We start from the raw sequence: 18,820 nt of genomic DNA on the forward strand, positions 1-18,820 counted from the left end.
TCGAGGATGGCCGGTGGTCGCTCGGGTGCAGTGATTGAGATTACGGCAACCGACGACAACGGCGGCAGTTGCTCCGCGTCTGCTCTGGATATCGCAAACACCTGGCGAGTCCCATCCGTAAAAGGTCGATACAGCTTCCCGATGATGTCTTTCAATCTTTGAGGCATTCCTCTTTCCGCTTTATATGAAGCGCGCATGCCGCTCGAGTTTGGATGGGTGGAACTGCCGAAACCATGTCGATACCCTGAAGGGAAACACGAGACTACTTGCGATCTTTTCGGGAATCTTTTCGAAATTTATCTTCAGAGATCGTTTTGCCAGCAACCGCATCCTTGAGGCCGTTCTCCGCATCGCTCAGTAAGATTCGTTGACGATGATCGGCTTCAAGAGCACGGTAATAGTCTAGTTTTTGTGCATCGACGATAGCAACATACGGTGCGCCATCCTTCATCAAGAGTATTTCCACACCTTTGACTGCGTTCTCAGCTAGTCCTGCCAGCTGCGAACCGACGTCGCTGAGATTCACTGAGTACTGCCGGTGCTCTGTTGACATCGCGTCCGACCGATCCTCGAGGGCGAGCTCGGTGAGCTTGCAGGACGCCGAGAGCCCAGAACTACCTTTTATGTACCAGGCTTTTAACTTCAGAATTGCGAGGGCTGCCAGGAATCCACATGCCGGCAAAACGATCATCGCCGGATAGTCGAGCGCAAACCTTATAAATCCACTCATGGTTGTGCACACTTCGATTAGGAGCAGGAGACTTGCCCCTTTAAGACTGGCCTAAATCCTCAATTGAGCAGTGTTAACGCATCGGCGCAGTAGCGGCTACGTGCTGCATCGGATGGCGAAATTATGACGAACAGTGCTTTCCTGGTTCGCTTCGAAAACCGTATCTACTGCATTATCAGGTTCCAGCGAGACGAGGTGCGGGCCATGGGCGCACAGTCTTGAATTCTTCTTTGAGACTATCGTAGCGTCAGCGGTTCGCATGTTCCTGCACCACCCGGCGAGGCTTGTGATTCGACGAATCAAGTCTTCTCTTTTCGTTCGAGAATTCTCAAAGTACATGAGAATCGAAGAGAAAAATGTGACGTGGGCTATCACGATTTCAGAGCGAGGTAAACGTCAGAGGAAGATGGCGGGGCCTCAATTATTGTAGAACGCACGCCAGTGCTCTAGTTGTTCGTTTATCTCTTCAACCGTCGATCGCGCCTGGAAAAAAGGTTGATGCATGAGTTCGGTTACCGAATCGATGCATTTCTGAATCGCGGGCATCGCGGTGATAGGTTTGTGAAGATAAGCGGCAACTGGGTTTCGAAAGCTGGCAGCGGTGCTCACAAGCGTAGATTGAAGGCTCGTGTCATCTGTCACTAAAAAATCAGGTGGAGAAATCACGCTTGCCAAATCGCGTAGCGCCTGAATTTCCCATCCTTTGAACGATTTACCAAATAGCTTGAGGCAAAGGCAGGACGACCGTGGAATCTCGACCACAAACAGCAATTCAAATTCGGGCGCCGCGCCCACTATTCTCCCATTCCATCTGGTGACAAACCAGGCTCGACTACTATCGTCGAACCTTACGGAGTCCCACCGTTTCGATTCGCCCTTTACCACTTCTCGCTCCTGAAAGGACTGATTTGAAGTTTCGTGACTGTTCTTGATACATATCGCTTCCTGCAAATATAGAGAAGTGGAGATTTTAAAGGGTCCCCACGGCGGCATGGAAGAAACTGTAGTTTCGGCAGTATTAAATAAACATACTTAATCGCAAAATGATATTAACTTATTTGATATGCCCGCCCGGGACCTTCAAGATAGGCTTGGAGGTGGGGACCGCGAACAGATGTATATTTCGGATCACCGAAACGCTCATGTCGCAGAAGACGCTGCCAGGCCAATAGATCGGGTGCTGTTTGTCCAGGTAATCCACTGGGCTGTGATTGCACGCCCGAACCAAATCTACCAGCGAACTGTATCAGGCATTACTCAAAAAATTTCTGGATTTTGTGAGTTATCAAATTATTTAAAATAATACGTTTTTTTGATTTCTTTTCCGATTGCAACATGGCAAAGTACAGGCTGAAACCGAGATTGCGGCGTATCGCTTAAGGGCTCACCCGCTCGAATCTCGCTACCCGTTTATAAAAAATCTCCTTATTTAAATAGTGATATGTTCACTCCTGAATTTCGCCGCAAGGTCTGCGTCCACGAGGCAGGCCATGCAGTCGTATACGCCTTGGGTGGCGAGGTTATTCGTGGTCTCGCTGTCGCTCCGGTAGGTTGCGAGTCCTGGACATTTTCGACTTACTCTGGCGTAGTAAGCCAAGATTTGTGGGGAATATGCGAGCTCGACTCCAGTGGCTTGTGCACGAATTATCTCCAGTGGGAAGACGAAAAGTTCCGCTATCGAGGAAACCGGGATGAATACAATAGTTCGCATCGGTCGTTGCTAGTCCTTCTCGGAGCAACTCGCGGAAGGAAGGCCGTGGCCAACTTGAAACGATTGGTGCGTCTTCGCGTTTGTGGGGGATTGGCAGGACCAATTGCCGAAGCCCACTTTGAGAATAGCGAATTCGATGTCTGGGAAGTCGAAGGGTGGAGAGAACCAACCAGCGACGTAGAGGTGGCTGAGGGGCTATCGCAACTCTTACCGTTCCGCTGCGAATTCGAGCACGCATGTGACGTGACATGCGAGACCTTGAGACGGCCGGAAATCTGGAGCCGCGTGCTTGCGCTTGCTGATGTTCTGGAGCGACGTGGCCGGCTGGGTGAAGATGAGATAGCCGAATATCTCCCCAAGGTTGATATCAAGTGGCCACCATCTCCTGCCGTCATGTGGCAACGTCAATCGGCAGCTGTACAGTGATGAGTCCGGGGGTCCCGACGCATCGACCCAACCAGATTAAGTCGATGCGTCCTGCTGCCTTGAGGGCTTCGATAGGCACTCGCTCGAAATAGTGACGTGAATAACGTGACCAAACCAGCGGCGCTTCTGTCGTCGCGCTTAAAACCGACTCCCGGCAAACGACGCGAAACTCGCGAAATTGCTTCATACCCTTCGCACAGCGTCTTCTGGCCGCTCTGCTATCCCGATCAAATAATTTAATTTCCGTCGCGAAATATTGAAGCGGGCCGGACAGATTCTGTCGCCATGGCGACGGGAGCACGTGCGATTCAAAGAATGTCAGCTCTTCATGAACTCTCTGCGTGCTTATACATAGGAGTCTGCCACCGCGGACATCGGGACGCTGATGAAACGGCGCTCCCCAAACAACACGAGTTCATATTCGGAGAGATTATCAACATGACTTGCAGCTCAACCATCACGATTGGCGGATATCCGTTGGACGTGATGAGACGCACTTACACCGTCTGGCATCATTTTAGGCCGGAGGACAGAATCATCCGGTCCAGAAAGAGGGGCCAGCGCAATCCTCACCTCCAAGGTGTGCCGACAGACCCGCTGGAATTTCACCAACTGGAGCTAGATTTTGCGTACTCCGTCTGCGCAGACGTCCTGCGCAGACGACTGGGCTTTGCCGGGTTCACGCTTGCAACACTTGAGAAGGAGTATCGGCGTTACTACGAGGCTGTCTGTCAGTGTTCAGGGAGGTTGTTTTTCACTGGAGACCCTGAAGCTGCTGCGGCTCGCGCTGACGCGTTTCGGGCAGCCACGCTGGACGACTGGCTCGAGGCCCTCAAAGAGACTGTGAACACCAGTATGAGCCGCGTTCGGCGCAATAGCAGGGAGGTGGCGGAGCCTGCCAACATCCTCGTCAACATCATCACGGGTTCGGACGAACCGGGTGTTTCAGAGTTGAGAGCTCATCACGGTCTTCTTGGTTTTCCGTGCAGCTCGCTCGACCAGATGGCCGTGGCGTTGCTAGAGGTTACGCCTGGCAATGCAGTGTGCGAGCAGGAGGTTTCCATGTTCGTCCGATACCAGGGCGACACGACCTTCGATGACATGAGGCTTCGGACCGCGTGTCGAGAGCCGCAGCGCCAGACGGGCTCGTGTCAAGATGTATCCATGTCGAAGGGCAACCAGGACAACATGTCGTTCGACGACATCTAATCGCGACAACTGAATCAGGGAATCACATGGATTGCATCGTACATACGACTATCGGCACCTATCCAATTGCCACTACCGTCAACCGCTACAACCGTTGGCGCTTCAGGCCGGAGGACAGAATCATCCGGTGCAGACGGAGGGACCAGCGCAATCCGCTTCTTCATGGCACGCCCACCGACAAGCAGGATGCTGCGGTAGTAGATATGGAGTTTGTCTACTCTGCAACGGCCGATACCTTGCGCCGACGGCTCGGCCGCGCTGGCTTCCATCGTGGGTCGTTGGAGAAGGAGTTTGAGGAGTACCAGCGGAAGGTCTGCTATGAATCGGAGACCACGCATTTGCACTTCACGGGTGACACGGCTGCAGCTCACAGTCAAGCTTTTTGCCTCTCAGCGCTTGACGATTGGCTTGATGCTTTGGCTCAGGTGGTGAAAACTGGCGTGACTCCGGGTCGACGGAAAATGCAGGGATTCAGGCCGACCGGGAATCTTCTCGTGGACATCATTACGGGTTCAGAAAGGCCGGCGTTTGATGAGCTTGAGCCGAGACACGGGATTGTGGGATTTCCGTGTGCTACGTTCTGCAACATGGCAGTGGCATTGCTTGAAGTGACTGCTGGAAACGAAGCGTGTGAACTGGATGTGACGTCGTTCGTGCTCCACCGAGGCGATATTACCTTCGACGACATGCTCGGAAGAAGGGACGAAGTCTGACTCAACGTGCGCGATCAGCATCGCGCACGTTTTTCTGTTCTCTGGCGCGGATAAAAATCTAACCATCAACGCTACACAGTGCCCTTGGCGGCGGGTAACTGTGGAAGACCAGGCCAGACACTCAGAGTCGGAGGTGGAAAGGTTTGGACACGGTGATTGATCATTTTGGACGTCAGTTTCATGCCTGCCTGACGTTCCTATACTCATAGCCATCGATTCGATGGCTTAACCCACCACCCAAACTGAACCATCGAACATGACAGACTTCAACATCACCAGCCAGACGACCGCAGCGCTCCACGCCACAACCACCGACACATTGTTCGGATACATCGCCGACTGCCGGCTCAAGGCGTCGCAAATCAGGGGGGATATCCTTTTCTATGCGCTTGAATACGCCTATCAACCTCATCCGAGGTTCTGGCGCGACCTCAGGACTGCAACCGTGGTCGAGGAGATGTCACGCCGGTATCCCGAATGGCGCACGGAGCTGGCAATGTCCGGAGATTCGCCGGACACCGTTCTGAAGGAACTGGAGGAGATTGTCTACATGAATGCGTTTGATGAAGCCAACGCCGAAAGACTGCAGGCGTTGCCTGTTGCTGAGCGACCAGTTACGTCTGCGGACGCATCCGAGTGGATTTTCAAGGCGCTTGCTGAAGAAGGCCTTCAGGACGAACTCGAGTATGCGGAAAGGGATGGCTACCGCTGCGGCGGGGATGCCCGTATTGAACTGCACCGACTTGAGCAGGCGCGCCAAGGAATTATCAACGAACGGCTCGGTACCATTGTTGCTCGCCAATTTCGGGATGCATCGATGAAGGGCAAGCACTGAGGTTTGCAAGAGTCTCTTGCCAATTTTCTATCGATTTTTGAAGCGACACGTTGAGGACTTGTCCCTCGCGGGTAGACCGTGCGGCATGGGTCCTCAAACCTCGTCAGCTTGGTCAGAAAGCGATGAATGTGACGCCTTTGAGGTCTCACTGCCGTGACGACTACGGCAAGCACCGACTGATTAGCGAGTCTAGCAGGTGTTGCTGTACTGAGTTCAGCCTCACCTGCTAGACGTGACGCCGCTGCTGGCGCGGTCACGGACGTTCCAAAGTCCGTGGGAATGCGGCGCGCATCTAGTCACCACGCCGTTCCTTGTCGTCCCTGTGTTCCGGGGCATAACAGGTCTTTCGACGAGGCAATGATCCGGATACACACTGCCTCGTTTGCGAGTAGAGTTGTCTATGATGCGCCGCGAGGGATAATCGACTTTTGCTTTACGGGCAGGGTGTGAACTGCTCGCCATTGTGCAGACCAGCGCCCGTCATACCTAAATGGAAGAACAATGTCACGATCTGTACCAACTTCCGAGAGTGTTGCCACGTCCGACCGCACTCGAGTTGAACATATGTTGCAGCGAGCCGCAGTCGCAGCGGTCTTATCCGACCTGCGAGTGATCGATGAGCTTGCGAACACCTCAGATGCGGAACTTGGGCGGCGCTTCAAGGCCCGTCTCGCCCAAGTAATCGGAATTGCCACAATGTTGAACATTGACTCTCATTCGATGCGTAAGGGAGACGCGAGGCAACTGAACGAATTCGAAGGTCGCGCAAAACGACGGAGGTCCACGCAGTCCGTTCTTGTTTCAGAAGGAAAACTGCTGCGCGCACCAATTTTCTGTCAAGCATTGGGTATTACGGAGAGAAAGTTGGCTGGGGACGTCGCATCAGGGCGCATCTTTAGTGTGGACCTTCACGACGATCAATTTTATCCGGCATTCTTCGTCACTAAGGAGCTTGAGCGGAGGGATCTGACGAAGGTCGTGCGAGTGCTCAATGGCTTGACCGGCTGGAAGAAGTGGAATTTTTTCACAAAACCAAATTCGTCACTGGGCAAACTAACGCCACTTCAGGCGCTTTTTAACGGCGACGTGAAACAAGTATTGCATGCGGCGGCAACCTTTGTAGAGCGTTAGGTACGCTCTCAAGCTTCAACTGTATCCACCTCTGCGGGAAGGGCTAGTCAACAGAAAATAGGAAGGTCGGCTGATGAGTAATGAAGAGACCACGCAGCATGCTTCGAGCGAACATATTGCAGTGAGCAGAGTGCTGTCCAAAATACTGCGGCATGAGCCGGACCTTGTGGGTATCCATCTCGATGCTCAAGGCTGGGTGGCAATAGACGAGCTCGTGCATGCAATCAATCGCCGTGCCCGCGCGGCACAAGCGCCAAAGCGTTTGCGGTCGCTGCCGAACATCACGCGGGCTATCCTGCTGGCTGTGGTTGCTTCCAGCGACAAGCGGCGCTTTTCGATTTCGCCCGACGGCAAGCGACTGCGGGCGGCTCAAGGTCATTCGCTTGATGTAGATCTGGGGTACGCGGACGCTGAACCGCCGCCGGTCCTCTACCACGGGACCGCGTGGCGTAGTTGGCCAGCCATCGCGAAAGGAGGACTAAAGGCCGGCAGTAGACATGCAGTTCACCTGAGCCTCGACGTCCGTACAGCAGCACGCGTTGGAGAGCGGCACGGACGTCCTGTCGTCTTGGAGGTTGATGCAGTGAGAATGCATTCGATTGGGTTCTCGTTTTCTCGGGCAGACAATGGTGTCTGGCTGGTGTCGCACGTCCCGGCGGAATACCTAAGGGTCGTGCCGCAATAAACCTCCACTGTGAGCCCCGGGAAACGTCGTGAAGTGACGATAGACGACACCCTCTCCACCGAATCGAGCGCCGAGTGACAATCTTACGTCCCATGCGAGTGACCGTGTCGTCAGTTGAGTCATAGCTTTAAGGTCCAGACGACAATAGGAGCTTCGCGAGTTCAGGGGGGCTCACTGAGCTTCGTGACGCTCTGAGATTGCCCGGTCATGGTTTCAGGAAGCGAATTTCTCTGGGATGTCAATGGACGTTCGAGAAGGTAGTAGTCAAGCGCGCAGATACCACTCGTCGGGACCATAAAGCCTGCGCAGGGTATCAATGTCGCGTTTGTAACCGAGCTCGTCGACGTAACCTAACGCACGCAAAACATCACGCGCCCGCATGAGGTCTTGCGTGTCCGTCCAGTCGGTTGTGTATACGCATATCACGTGGTTGTCGCGGCTCAGCACACGCAGAGCGGTCGAAACCTTCGCACACCAGAGCTGGTTCCGATCCAGCGCGGATACGATTTTTTCCCACGCGGCATCGACCCCAGCGCGTGGCACGAAGATGCACCATTTGCCGGCCATGTCGCTGGACGTGGTGTTTTGAAATCCGGGAGACTTTTTAAAGTGCCAACTGCGACTGAGATCTTCGGACGGTTTGTCGGACTGGCGCGGTTCTCCATTCATTGAGCCTCCCTTTCCGATACCGATTGCGCTGAACACTGAAAGCCTATCGCGGAATTCTCCGATCGACATAATGCTGGAATTATTTGCGATTTGCGATTAAGCCCAGTTTCGAAATTCTGAGCGAGTTGGAATGGCCGGTCGCTTGGCGATTACGTTAATTTTTGCGAGAATTCTTCTGGGGTGGTTTTCGTAGCGGTGAGTTGGCGAGCCGTTGAGGCACAATGCAAAGTGTTGTTCGGTACCAGATCGTCCACTCCGCCTAATGCATGCACTATCGGCGTGTCACGCGCCCGAATGCAGCGCGAACCTGTTGCGCGCGTCGCTCCTTGTCGTCATTTAGATAGGTCGAGGTGGTCGAAATTGATGCGTGACGCAGATTGTCACGCACCGCAACAAGATCCACGCCACCGGCCAGCGCATGGGAGGCGTGCGTATGACGTAGCCAGTGCGGGCTGGCCTGTTGCAGGCGTGCTGCCAATTCGGGGTTCTCATCGACAAACACCGCGGCGGCGAGCCCGAAAAAATCATCCAGAATTTGGCGCAGTCGGGTGGCTGAGACCGGATCATTGCCGTGGACTTTGTGGCCCAGCGATGCAACGACCGGGGCAGCCGGATCCCATCGACGACGTGTCACCGGACGCCCACGCTGCGTCAGGTACTGCTCGAGTGCGTCCTGCGCAAGCGGCGGCAGCGCAACCGACCCGGCCCGTGCACCCTTGCCGGTGACGCGCAGCCACCATTCGCCCCGATCATCGACCTGGATGTCGCGCAGCGTTGCGCCGACCAGTTCCTGGACCCGTAGCCCCGTTGCGTACCCGAAATCCAGCAGGAAGCGCAGACGCTGCGCGGCGGGTGCCTGCCAGCCGTGTGACCGCTCCAGCCGGTCCGCGAGGCCGCGCACCGCCGTCCATTCGCTGCCGGTAAGTGCGCGCGCCGTATCGAAGGGTGCGGTGCGCTGTCCTCCCCGCACGGTCAGCCCGGCGAACGGATTGCCGAATACATAGCGCTGCTCGACCAGCCAGCGGAACAGAGCGTTGAGCACGGCGAGCGCGTAGCCGACCGAGCGGGGCGAGAGGCCGCGCGCGAAGGGACGCCATTCGACGGAGTCGCGTGGCCGGGGCGGACCCGTCCAGCGCGCTAAGGGCGCCGGATGACGCAGGAACGCGCGATATGCGATCGCATCGTCGGTGGAGAGCGACGAGAGGGGTTGCTGCCGTTCGACGATGGCCCACAGTATCAGCCGTTCTGCCTCGCGGCGATACGCGCGCGCGGTGTGGGGTGCCTCGTGCAGCGCCAGCCACGCTTGGACGGCCTCGAAATCGTTGCGGGCATTGAGGAGGCACGCGCGGCGTGGTGCCCGGAAGCGACCGTTCGAACCGTCGAGGCGCGGCACCGGTTGCAGGTGTTCCCATGGCGCAATGCCGGCGTCGCGTGGCGGCTCGATCCGTTCGACAAGTGCCCGCGCCTGGGCGGTCAGTGCGGGGTTCGCCGCGAACAGCGCCTCGACCTGATGCGCACCGGCGCGCCCGAGCCCGGGAATGCTGCGCCACCACAGGTGCCGCCGCGGCACGCGCAAGGTCAGTTCGGCGAGCGTCCTCATGCGAGCGGTGCATAGCACCCGCGCGATGCGCGCTGGCAGCCATGCACCGACGCCGTCGGTCAGCCGCGGCTGCGGGACACGGGTGCATCGCAGGAGGTCGATCGCGTGGGCAACGGCCGTGGCGTGTCGCGTGCGCTCAGCGGCCGGGCACTGGAAGAGGCGCACGAGATCGACGCGCTGGCGCGCGGTCGCGCACCTGACAAGCTGGAAACGGATGCGGGCGATCAGGCTGCGCGAGGACTGACCATCATCGCGGGTGTGGTCGAGGTAGCGCGTGATGGCGGCGCGCGCCGTCAGCCCCTCGTGCCACGCGCGCAGGGCGGCGAGCGACGCGAGATCAGGCAATGCAGGGGGCTGGGCAGCGGGCCTTCCGGCGGACAGTCCGTTCCCCGGTTCGGGTGGCGGGACAGGGACGTTCTTCATGCGCCCAGTTTAGACCTGTGCGGCACTACTAGCGATAAGGATACTTATCGCAATTGCCGTCTTCAAATATGGGGTAGGAAAGACGTAACTGTGTGATTTTGGGCAAACGCGGATTTGACTTTCACACCGGTCACCTCCAATCTGACTAACTCCGAAAAACGCGGCTGCCAAATGCCGGAAGCAACGGAGCATGCCGACGCGCCCAACAGGAGGTGAAACATGAAGGCCGCGCTTTATGCCGTTGTTCCCATCGTTCTTGGAGCATGTTGCTCGACCAGAGAACCAGTTTCGCCGCCAGCGTCTGTTGACATGAGTGTGGTGATTGATCGGGTCAAAATGGAACTGAATCGATTCCAGCACAGTCCGGTTTCCGCAACAGGGGTTCATGGAGGTGTATGCACAGGGATCGACAATGGTCCTGTCATCTATATCGTTGCGACGCAGGCGGAACTGACGCTCAAGGCTGTGTCGACAAATACTGTCGAGGGTTCGGTCGGCGCTAAGATTCCAGCGGGAAAGATCGTAACCGTAAGTCCTGGCTTCTCTGGAAGCTACAAAACCGTCGGTACGCACACGCTGACGCTCAACCTTGATATCCAGCACACACCAAGCGCGTCTGAAATACAGTCGAACATCGACGCAGCAACAAAAGAGATTGACTCTTACAAGAAAGCACAGACAGCGATCACAAACGTTGATTCGTCCGCAGCGGGAAGATTCGGCAGGCTCATAAGCCAGCGAATGACGGAGCGGACAAACAGTTACATAGCGTTGGCCGTCGCAGCACCTGACAGTCCGCGCGGGCCAAGCACGGTGGCTGACGTACCCGCGCCTGAAAACCAGAAAGCCGTCAATCGCGACATTTCAGCGTTGCCCACGACGCTCGCTGCCTATCCGCTCGCTGCAACGCTCTGGACGTTGCGTGAGCAGCTGCTCCATGTTGATCACGGGCTCACTCCCTGTCTCAAACCGGAAAAGCTGGAAGCCGAAATCGACTTCGAAGTTCAAAAGGATGCTCAAGGAAAATTGGGGATCGATGTTTTGATAGTCAGCGTCAGTGCAAGCCGCGAACGGAACGATGACGCAACTCAACACCTTAAAGTGACTTTCGATATGAGCGGAAGCACGGAGCTACTCCTCGATAACGAAGCGGCTCACCAGTGAACCGTGAGTTATCAGATGCGCCGGATTTTGCAAAACTGAAGTCGTAACGACGGCGTCTGCGTTACAGGGTCAGTTCTCGACAAGTAAGTGGCTCGCGATTTTGAGGCGGATCCCAGACTACGCTCAATGGTAAGCGGTCCATCAGCGACGCCCCTCAATTCAGGTGGCGGAGCGCGCGACGTGTGGTGGGAACGCGGATCAGCGTAGGTTGGCCGGCAGCTTCCAGGGAAGCAGCGCGTCGTAGTCGTCGACCGTCGTTGCCAGAGGCAACCGCTGGAACAGCCAGGTGAGATAGCGATACGGATCGATGCCGTTGGCTTTTGCTGACTCGACCAGCGAATAAAGATTCGCACTCGCATGTGCGCCAGCAACTGTATCGGCAAACAGGAAGTTTTTGCGTGCGACGACAAACGGGCGAATGGAATTTTCGCAGGGATTGTTCGATATGGGCCAGTTGCCGTTCTCGACGTAACGGATCAGTTTGGGCCACTGCCCGTGCAGGTAGGTCAGAGCCTTGCCGAGTAAGCTTTGAGGTACGACGCCGGGCCTCTGTTCGACCATCAGCTTTTCGATGGCATCGAGCACGCGTGCACTGTATCGTCGCCGCAATCGCTGTCGTCATTCAGCGGTCCACGTTTCACTGCGCGCCTCCGCCGCGAACAGCTTGCCGATCAGTTTGATGAAGCGCGTCGCGAGCAGGTTGGACGAGCGTGCGGCCTTCGGCACGTTATCTTCGGCCTTGACCAGATTCCGTCTCGCGTGAGCCCAGCATCCGAGATGCACGAGCTGATACTGTTCAGCGATGCCGTTGTAGGGCTCGTATCCGTCAGTCATCAGAACCGCACCCTTGCGAATGCCGGTGAACAGTTTGTCGGCCAGCTTCGCGCCGCGACCAGCCGTATAGGCGAAACAGCGGATGGGAGTTCCCGATCCGGTCATTTGCGCCCAGAGATAGCTTTTCGTTTGCGGCTTGCGCCCTTCTTCCTTCAAGACCTGGAACGTCGTCTCGTCGCAGTAGATCACGTCAGCATCGAGCAAAGCGTCGCGCATCAGGTTGATAACGGGCTGCGTTGCGAGACCGACGCGTACCATGCTCGCGGCGAGCGTATTCGATGAGATGTCGCCACCGAAGCGTCGCAGCAGGACCGCCTGGCGATAGATCGGCATGCCAAACTGATACTTGCCGGAGGCGACCCACGCGAGCGCCGATTCCGTGAGCAGTCCACGCGGGATGATGCGCAGCGGCGCCGGCGTGACCTTGATGCCAAGATCGCAGCACGGGCAGGCATACTTGACGCGCTGGTGCTGGATGACGCGAAGCTGTTCGGGGATCACGTCGAGCTGCTCGCTCGTTTCGACACCGATCTCGACGAGCGCATGGCCGTCGTGGTTGCAGAAGCGTTCGGATTCGGGAAGTTCGTGCCGAACGACTTCGCGCGGCAAGTTGGGATCGAGCGGTTTGCGATGACCGCGCTTCTTGCGCGTGTGCTCGGCGATCCTGGTTTCGGGAGTATCTTCCTGCGCGGGTGTTGCGTTCGTGCCGAGCACTTCGGCTTCATTGAACAGACCCGGCTGATCCGATGCGCGAGCTTCGCTCTTCGCGCCGAACAGCTCGCGCCGGTAAGCGCGCAGTCGTTCCTCAGCCAGGTCGCGCTCCGCAGTTACGAGACGCAGTGCGCTGCGTAACCCGTCGCGCTCTGACTGAAGGGCGTCATGTTCCTCGCGCATCGCGAGGAACATCTTGAGTTCGTCTGCGTCGATGGTCACGTTGATCGGCATACCGCTTAGACCAGTATGCCGACGACATGTTCAGCTCACACGCGCATAATGCCGCCTCGGATGACGCTGGAGCGCAGCGATGTCAGCACCCCCGAGAAGCCAGTGCAGCAGCTCGACGGTCAATGCCACGACCTCGCTATTGTCATCAGGCCAAACAAAGCGATCATTGGCCTCGAGTCTCTTGAGCATGAGCCAGAAACCGTTGTCCTGCCAGCCCAGGATCTTGACGCGATCACATCTCCGGTTGGTAAAAACGTAGAGCGAGGAATCCATGGGATTCAGGCGCATCGCCTGTTCGACGAGAATCGACAGACTGTTCATTCCGTACCGGAAATCGACGGGATCGCGGTACAGGTACACCTTCAGATTTTCGTCGAACCGGAACACGGCATCCTCCCGAACATCTGGACCACGGTGCTCAGTTCGTCGATGCTCGCTGCACTGAGATCAAGCTCCACGCCATTCGACAGTCGCACATGCAGCGAAAGGGTGATCGGCGCAGTTGCAGTCAACACGAGGGGCAACGGCGGCACCGATGATGTTGAAACGACCGGCACAAATGCAGAAGTAGACGGTGCGCACAGGAGGTGCTTACGTGAGCCCGCAACATCGGTCGATCCATCATCCACGCAACGACGGAAGTCTTCGTGAGCAATTGCGTCGATGGCAGATGACAGTAGATCGCGCTCGTCGGCGCGCGTTTCCTGCGATGCAAATGGGATGCCTTTCTCGCGCTCCATCAGATACTTCGCGATCCATTGCGCAGCAGGTTAGCGTTGATCCCTTGCTCCTGTGCCAAACGGGCGACCGACGCGCCTGGTCGCAACGCGGCCTCGATCAGTACGCGCTTGCCTCCCTCTTCATAGCGACGGCGCCCGTCGCGGCTTTGACGAACTACTTTCAACTCTGAGTCTTTGCCAGTCATAGGTGTCCACCTCCAAAATAGGTGGACACCTATGCTCCTCGCTCAGAGCGTCAGTTGGTAGACGTCGAAAATGGATCGCTTACGCTCAATGAGCACTATTTTGGGAGCGACGGTCTGAGCAAAATTCGCTCTGCAGGCCGCCGAAGGAAGCGGTGGTTGTCAGACGAGGTCAGGAATGCATGAAGGAAAGAAACATACAGCCAAAAAGTCACTATGGGTGCAGGACGACTGTCATTGCGCGAAGCGGAGCCGCCGTAATCTAGCGAAATTCAGACAACCGTATAAAGTAAGGTCGGCTCAATTTTGGTAATTAGGAGATTGTTTGGTGCGACGCTCAAACCGGTGCGAATACGACAGCGTGCCCCGACGGGACGACATCGAATCCCAGCGGCTATTGCGTCTCGAAGTTAACTAAATCAGCAGATCGACGCAAAGTTAACTTTCTAAGCTCACGCCAATCTTGCACATGTAACTCTAGGCTTGCAGTTATCACATTATACTAACAGATATATAGTTAGTATGACGAAGCGTTGTAACGGTTGAGGAGAGGGATTCCATCGCGTGTTTAATTAGAAAGTGCATATTTGTCAAGAGCGTGAAGAGCGCCGAAAAAGCTTGAGGTAGAGAGAGTGTATTGGTCGGATCCGCAAGGGGGATAGGCCATGCGCTTAACAGCTGAAATAGTTAACAACGGTCGCTTCCGTAGATAGCGTCTGCGCTCTCGGGTCATGTCTCGAGAGCGCCAGACTACGCAAAATGACGCATATCGTTTCGCCTGCCTGCACCAATTTGCATGCTTGTATGACCCATGTCGATGTGCCTAGACTGTGCTCAACCGGGCCATATCTCGTAAGACAGGAGGCGACATGAAAAACGATGAACACACAATGGAATTGTTCGGATACCGGCCTCGGCGTTCGGATTTCGATCGCTCTACGACTGTTCAAGCTTCTGCGCGCGACCATTTTGACACTAAGTCGCGTCCAAAGCTCGAACCCGTGAACGGATCGTGGGAGGTACGCCAAACGCAAGTTCACGCGGCACCGCGAGCGCTTTACCTGACTACCGTTATTGATTGTCTGAGCCGACGCGTTCTGGCATTCCGGATAGACTTCGACCCGGCAACCAAGCATGCTACGGCTCTGCTTGTTGATGCCTTTGAAAAATATGGACTACCCGGAATTGTCTGGACCTATAACAGTGGATGCTTGGGGAGCGAAGAATCAACCAGCTGATTTGGAGGAACGGAATCTGCGAACGAGCGTCCGCGGGTCATCGATCTCAAGATACTTGGTCGTTCCTCGGAAGCGTTCGGTACGTGGCAGAGGGCAGCGACAGGATTCGTCCAGTGTCGCGCTTAACGTCGTAGTCGACGACGCGTCCCGTCTCTACACAGAAGTTTAGAGACTCGCTTCAATCTTCGCGTGCCTCTCTAAGTGAGGATTTCGCAAGCAGCGATTTCAGCTTTATTACATTTGAAGGAGGGCTGTTAGCGAAAACTTATATGCAGTGAGATCACTAGGCTTCGAAATCGTAGAGTTGTTGCTTGATCTACTGCAAAAAATGGCGCGGCCAGAATAGTCCGCGCAAAGTGAAAGCGGATGCCTCGTCGGGAAACGGAGCATCCGCTATTGTCGGCTCAGCAGGCAAACCGACCCTGTCCTTCGACGCGACAGATGGTGACCCTGATCGAGCCGTTTGTCAACCGTTCTCCGAAGGAGAAGGGATATGTTTTCGTCTAATGTTTATGCTCGGGAATGTCAATCAGCCGCAGCGGACTTTACACATGTGACAACGGGGTTGGAGTTTGTGGCTCAGAATGCTTCACGACCGGTTTGCTGGCCAATGGCAGCCTCGCAGGAACCCGTCGCAGACGGCAGAGCCCGTCGACGCGGCCCTTATCGTCAAGAGTGTGCCTTCGACTGCCCAGTCGAGGTTGTGCTAATAGATGGGCCCGATTCACGCTCCCGAAAGCGTGCGATGTCTGGCGTTTTGCGATTTCTGGTGGAACATGGATCGTCAAACATGCGGTGCGATCAGGATCCAGCGCGAAAATGTTACATCCTCAAAGTAACGGGGAGGCAGAACTTCGATTTACGTCTGCGTATGGTCTTGGCGGATCGCCGCTTTTCAGAAACCCGGTTTGTCGCCATAGATTCACCCGACGACCATTCTCAGTGTCTGTTCTCAACCGCCGCTCAGATAGCAAGGCTGGCTGCTCGTGGAGTCATCGTGGTCTGCGCTGTTGATCTTTCGCATGAGAGCGCCAAGACGTTGAAATTCGCGATTGAAACGCTTGGCATCAAATTGAGGGAAATCCACTTGAAGTCCAGCGCTGAGAGTCAGGACTTCACGACGCAGATAGCGAAACGTGATTGCGAAAATATAACATGGAGGCACAACGCGGCCGTTGCTCTGCATCCCGCATCTTTCTCGCCAACGCCAGTTGTCCGGGGTCTGATGCGTTACCTCGCCGCGCGCAATCGAATCGGTATCCCTCGCCGTGTCCACGTCGATAACGTCCTCGACGCAAAAGTTGACGCGTTCACGGTGGTTCATTGGTGGATCAAAGTGGTTCAATCGTTGCAACGCATAGGCGTGGACTGTCCCGATGGGAGTGCTGCGACCTCTCGGCGTGTCGAGCATGCGGTCACCTACAAGGCGAGAGATTGCGCCATTCGTACCACAGTGCATCGCGAAGATTTTTTGGTCAACCGCGTCCTGCGGGAGCGTCGTTGGCGATAGCGCGCAGATTCGTTTCATCTAGCTAGCAGGATGACGACCATAGGCCGAGTTGCCGACCCGTCCCCCGATCCTCAAGCCGGTAACATCGTTGCATTGTGAGTCTCCACAGTTTGTTGGCCGGCACCTTTGCCCGAGGACAATCGTTTTCTTGAGGCTGACGTTGCAAGAAAAATACTGCGGATGAGAAAGGGAGCGTCGACTAGCGAGAGGACGCAGGCTCTGGCAACGCGAGAAGGGATCCGCTTTAGATGTAAGCATGCTTACGACCCAGCGGGCTCCGGTAGCGAAACGCGGATTGCTAGCAATAGGACAGCGCTCGATGCACTAGGTCCAATGTTCGAAGCTGAACGAGACGAACTCTTGAATGGTCGGAGAAACACAGGAGAACGGGAAATGAGCACTACTAAGGTGACCCACGTTGTTTTTGATTGCAAGGTAGCGGATCGAAAAATTTTGAGCGTCCCCATTGCGACAATCGAGTTTGCTCCATACAACCCGAAGGCTCGAACCGCAGATGGAAAAAAACTGAAGTATTTGATCGAAGTCATTAAGGTGTATGGAGTTCTCTACCCCCTACTGATTACTAGGGATCGCGAACTGGTCGATGGCCATCGTCGTTTAACTGCGTGCCTTACGCTTGGTTATACCCATGTCGACTGTATCGTCCTTGATATGGAACGGGATAAGGCATTCACGGCCATTAACACAACACCCGAGAAGCTCGGCGGAAAGGGCTGGCTGGAAGTTGGCCGCGGAGGTGGATATTTGCCCGAGCCACTGCGCGGACAATACAAAGAGCTTGCCTCCCTGGTCGGGGAATTTGGTATTGACCTTTTGATTCAGAAACGTCTTGGTCTGAACATCCTGCAGTTGTGCAAGAGTGTCGCAAGTCTCGGCCTATCGCGTGGCTTGGCCGAAATTATTCTTCTGACCGCGAAGAATGGATTGACTAACAAAATCAACGCCGAGCTTCGCGCCAAAAAGACTAGAGAGGAAAAGATGCAATCTCTTGAAGAGATTTTCGGTCGTGCCGCCAAGGGGATCGTCTGACCCACCAGGGCGAGAAATATATCTTTAGTGAACGGGACGTCGAGCGCGTGGCTCGCGCGCTCAGATGCAATCCGAAGACAGGATCGTGCTGGAGGTTAAAATGACAACACGAACAATTCGAATGCCAAGAGGAATACCCGCATCGATTAACAATCGCATCCCGCGACAGGAGGTCGGTTATGTCGACGAGAACGCTGAGAATGAAGAAGCACGCTCTTCATCGAAAGCTCAACGAGCAGGCGCGTGCGAAGAAAGCAGGCGCGTATTTGCGCTGGTTTCACACGCGGGATATGCCCGGCTCAGGAACCAAGACTCGATTGGTATGTGAGAAAGCAGCTGCGGATGAACTGCATCTGATGTCCGACGCGGAACATGCGGCGTTCCTAGAGGCGTGGTGGCGCGACGATGTTTTGACGATCTTCGACCAGTACGCTCTCGACAGAGAAAAAACGCAACGTGCAGCACTCTCCGTCAACGTCGATCATCCCAGATACGATGGTCGATCCGAATCAGCGGTACTAAGCACTGATTTAGTACTCAATGTTCGACGCGGCAGCACGTACATAAGGGAAGCGAATTCAGTTAAGTCGGCACGTTCGAATGCGAGTGAGACGCTTACACGTATGCAGTTGATCGAACGCCGGATGTGGGAGAACGAGGGAGCGATCTACCGGTTGGTCACAGCTAACGGCATGCATGCAAATCGGTCGAAAAATCTGGCTTGGATTTTCCGGGCTCACAACGATACAGTCGGGAGGCAGCTATCGGATTTCGAGTTGATAGCTCGGCGGGAAATTCTCCGATTTTTTCGAAGGCGAAAAGACGTGCGCGTGGTTGACGCTTGCCGGTACGTCGATCACACCTTCGAACTGGCTTCGGGTACAGCTGTTCAAGCCTTTCGGCAGCTCGCCGGCGCCAAATATTTAGCGTTCAGTCTAAACGTTCCCGATCCTATTCAGCTGTCATTTAGTGAGATTTGGAGGCCGAAAAGGAATGCTTAGCGCTTTGATGAAACAATGCGGAGA

The 18,820-nt window shown here is 55.6% G+C and carries 16 protein-coding genes and 2 pseudogenes; 11 read left to right on the top strand and 7 right to left on the bottom strand.

Going from position 1 to position 18,820, the window contains the following annotated elements:
• Positions 1 to 262: 262 nt before the first annotated feature.
• Positions 263 to 730, bottom strand: coding sequence for a hypothetical protein (locus tag LMG28727_RS33985; RefSeq protein WP_236591593.1), 468 nt, complete (start codon positions 728 to 730; stop codon positions 263 to 265).
• A 417-nt stretch (positions 731 to 1,147) separates the two neighbouring features.
• Positions 1,148 to 1,615: a hypothetical protein gene (locus tag LMG28727_RS03860; RefSeq protein ID WP_201640988.1), complete on the bottom strand. Its 468-nt coding sequence runs from the start codon at positions 1,613 to 1,615 to the stop codon at positions 1,148 to 1,150.
• 871 nt (positions 1,616 to 2,486) lie between these two features.
• On the opposite strand from LMG28727_RS03860, the gene LMG28727_RS03865 reads away from it, so the two are divergent.
• The 6 genes from LMG28727_RS03865 (at position 2,487) to LMG28727_RS03890 (ending at position 7,440) form a co-directional block, all read left to right on the top strand.
• Positions 2,487 to 2,867 carry a hypothetical protein gene (locus LMG28727_RS03865; protein WP_201640989.1) on the top strand — a complete coding sequence of 127 codons (381 nt, stop codon included), beginning with the start codon at positions 2,487 to 2,489 and terminating at the stop codon, positions 2,865 to 2,867.
• Positions 2,868 to 3,182: 315 nt separating this feature from the next.
• Positions 3,183 to 4,076: a HEPN/Toprim-associated domain-containing protein gene (locus tag LMG28727_RS03870; RefSeq protein ID WP_201640990.1), complete on the top strand. Its 894-nt coding sequence runs from the start codon at positions 3,183 to 3,185 to the stop codon at positions 4,074 to 4,076.
• Positions 4,077 to 4,102: 26 nt separating this feature from the next.
• Positions 4,103 to 4,789 carry a HEPN/Toprim-associated domain-containing protein gene (locus LMG28727_RS03875; protein ID WP_201640991.1) on the top strand — a complete coding sequence of 229 codons (687 nt, stop codon included), beginning with the start codon at positions 4,103 to 4,105 and terminating at the stop codon, positions 4,787 to 4,789.
• Between the two features lie 256 nt (positions 4,790 to 5,045).
• On the top strand, positions 5,046 to 5,624 hold the full coding sequence (locus LMG28727_RS33990) for a hypothetical protein (protein WP_236591594.1): 579 nt from the start codon (positions 5,046 to 5,048) through the stop codon (positions 5,622 to 5,624).
• A 564-nt stretch (positions 5,625 to 6,188) separates the two neighbouring features.
• On the top strand, positions 6,189 to 6,755 hold the full coding sequence (locus tag LMG28727_RS03885; protein ID WP_201640992.1) for a hypothetical protein: 567 nt from the start codon (positions 6,189 to 6,191) through the stop codon (positions 6,753 to 6,755).
• A gap of 73 nt (positions 6,756 to 6,828) precedes the next feature.
• Positions 6,829 to 7,440, top strand: a complete 612-nt coding sequence (locus LMG28727_RS03890) for an RNA 2'-phosphotransferase (protein ID WP_201640993.1) — start codon at positions 6,829 to 6,831, stop codon at positions 7,438 to 7,440.
• 264 nt (positions 7,441 to 7,704) lie between these two features.
• On the opposite strand, the gene LMG28727_RS03895 is transcribed toward LMG28727_RS03890, so the two are convergent.
• Both LMG28727_RS03895 and LMG28727_RS03900 read right to left on the bottom strand, forming a co-directional pair.
• On the bottom strand, positions 7,705 to 8,109 hold the full coding sequence (locus tag LMG28727_RS03895; protein ID WP_201640994.1) for a putative phosphothreonine lyase domain-containing protein: 405 nt from the start codon (positions 8,107 to 8,109) through the stop codon (positions 7,705 to 7,707).
• Between the two features lie 271 nt (positions 8,110 to 8,380).
• Complete coding sequence (locus LMG28727_RS03900) at positions 8,381 to 10,090, bottom strand: phage integrase family protein (protein ID WP_407945827.1); 1,710 nt, start codon at positions 10,088 to 10,090, stop codon at positions 8,381 to 8,383.
• Between the two features lie 261 nt (positions 10,091 to 10,351).
• On the opposite strand from LMG28727_RS03900, the gene LMG28727_RS03905 reads away from it, so the two are divergent.
• Positions 10,352 to 11,296 (top strand): trypco2 family protein, encoded by a 945-nt coding sequence (locus LMG28727_RS03905; RefSeq protein WP_201640996.1) that lies wholly within the window; start codon positions 10,352 to 10,354, stop codon positions 11,294 to 11,296.
• 198 nt (positions 11,297 to 11,494) lie between these two features.
• Here LMG28727_RS03905 and tnpC read toward each other — a convergent pair.
• The 3 genes and pseudogenes from tnpC to LMG28727_RS03920 form a co-directional block, all read right to left on the bottom strand.
• A pseudogene (tnpC, locus tag LMG28727_RS03910) lies at positions 11,495 to 13,075 on the bottom strand (IS66 family transposase).
• Positions 13,076 to 13,105: 30 nt separating this feature from the next.
• Positions 13,106 to 13,462, bottom strand: a complete 357-nt coding sequence (gene tnpB / locus LMG28727_RS03915; RefSeq protein WP_011876043.1) for an IS66 family insertion sequence element accessory protein TnpB — start codon at positions 13,460 to 13,462, stop codon at positions 13,106 to 13,108.
• Positions 13,438 to 14,000, bottom strand: a pseudogene (locus tag LMG28727_RS03920) (transposase). Before LMG28727_RS03920 ends, tnpB begins: the two are co-directional and overlap by 25 nt.
• Positions 14,001 to 14,866: 866 nt before the next feature.
• Here LMG28727_RS03920 and LMG28727_RS03925 point away from each other — a divergent pair.
• The 4 genes from LMG28727_RS03925 to LMG28727_RS03940 all read left to right on the top strand — a co-directional run bounded on the left by LMG28727_RS03925 (position 14,867) and on the right by LMG28727_RS03940 (position 18,796).
• Entirely contained in the window at positions 14,867 to 15,235 is a 369-nt protein-coding gene (locus LMG28727_RS03925) for an integrase catalytic domain-containing protein (protein ID WP_201640997.1), read from the top strand.
• Between the two features lie 745 nt (positions 15,236 to 15,980).
• Complete coding sequence (locus LMG28727_RS03930; RefSeq protein ID WP_201640998.1) at positions 15,981 to 16,745, top strand: hypothetical protein; 765 nt, start codon at positions 15,981 to 15,983, stop codon at positions 16,743 to 16,745.
• Between the two features lie 393 nt (positions 16,746 to 17,138).
• The gene (locus tag LMG28727_RS03935) at positions 17,139 to 17,795 is read left to right on the top strand and encodes a ParB/RepB/Spo0J family partition protein (protein ID WP_201640999.1); all 657 of its coding nucleotides are present in this window, start codon (positions 17,139 to 17,141) and stop codon (positions 17,793 to 17,795) included.
• A 179-nt stretch (positions 17,796 to 17,974) separates the two neighbouring features.
• Positions 17,975 to 18,796, top strand: coding sequence for a TnsA endonuclease C-terminal domain-containing protein (locus LMG28727_RS03940; protein ID WP_201641000.1), 822 nt, complete (start codon positions 17,975 to 17,977; stop codon positions 18,794 to 18,796).
• The last annotated feature ends 24 nt before the right edge of the window (positions 18,797 to 18,820 follow it).

The sequence above is a fragment of the Paraburkholderia metrosideri genome, assembly GCF_904848625.1.
Classification (GTDB): Bacteria; Pseudomonadota; Gammaproteobacteria; order Burkholderiales; family Burkholderiaceae; genus Paraburkholderia; species Paraburkholderia metrosideri.

Excerpts from the sequence above, each read along its gene's own strand:
- LMG28727_RS33985 (WP_236591593.1), bottom strand. The coding sequence starts at position 730 with ATGAGTGGATTTATAAGGTTTGCGCTCGACTATCCGGCGATGATCGTT.
- LMG28727_RS03870 (WP_201640990.1), top strand. The coding sequence starts at position 3,183 with ATGTCAGCTCTTCATGAACTCTCTGCGTGCTTATACATAGGAGTCTGC.
- LMG28727_RS03875 (WP_201640991.1), top strand. The coding sequence starts at position 4,103 with ATGGATTGCATCGTACATACGACTATCGGCACCTATCCAATTGCCACT.
- LMG28727_RS33990 (WP_236591594.1), top strand. The coding sequence starts at position 5,046 with ATGACAGACTTCAACATCACCAGCCAGACGACCGCAGCGCTCCACGCC.
- LMG28727_RS03885 (WP_201640992.1), top strand. The coding sequence starts at position 6,189 with ATGTTGCAGCGAGCCGCAGTCGCAGCGGTCTTATCCGACCTGCGAGTG.
- LMG28727_RS03890 (WP_201640993.1), top strand. The coding sequence starts at position 6,829 with ATGAGTAATGAAGAGACCACGCAGCATGCTTCGAGCGAACATATTGCA.
- LMG28727_RS03895 (WP_201640994.1), bottom strand. The coding sequence starts at position 8,109 with ATGAATGGAGAACCGCGCCAGTCCGACAAACCGTCCGAAGATCTCAGT.
- LMG28727_RS03905 (WP_201640996.1), top strand. The coding sequence starts at position 10,352 with ATGAAGGCCGCGCTTTATGCCGTTGTTCCCATCGTTCTTGGAGCATGT.
- LMG28727_RS03925 (WP_201640997.1), top strand. The coding sequence starts at position 14,867 with ATGAAAAACGATGAACACACAATGGAATTGTTCGGATACCGGCCTCGG.
- LMG28727_RS03930 (WP_201640998.1), top strand. The coding sequence starts at position 15,981 with ATGTCTGGCGTTTTGCGATTTCTGGTGGAACATGGATCGTCAAACATG.
- LMG28727_RS03935 (WP_201640999.1), top strand. The coding sequence starts at position 17,139 with ATGAGCACTACTAAGGTGACCCACGTTGTTTTTGATTGCAAGGTAGCG.
- LMG28727_RS03940 (WP_201641000.1), top strand. The coding sequence starts at position 17,975 with ATGTCGACGAGAACGCTGAGAATGAAGAAGCACGCTCTTCATCGAAAG.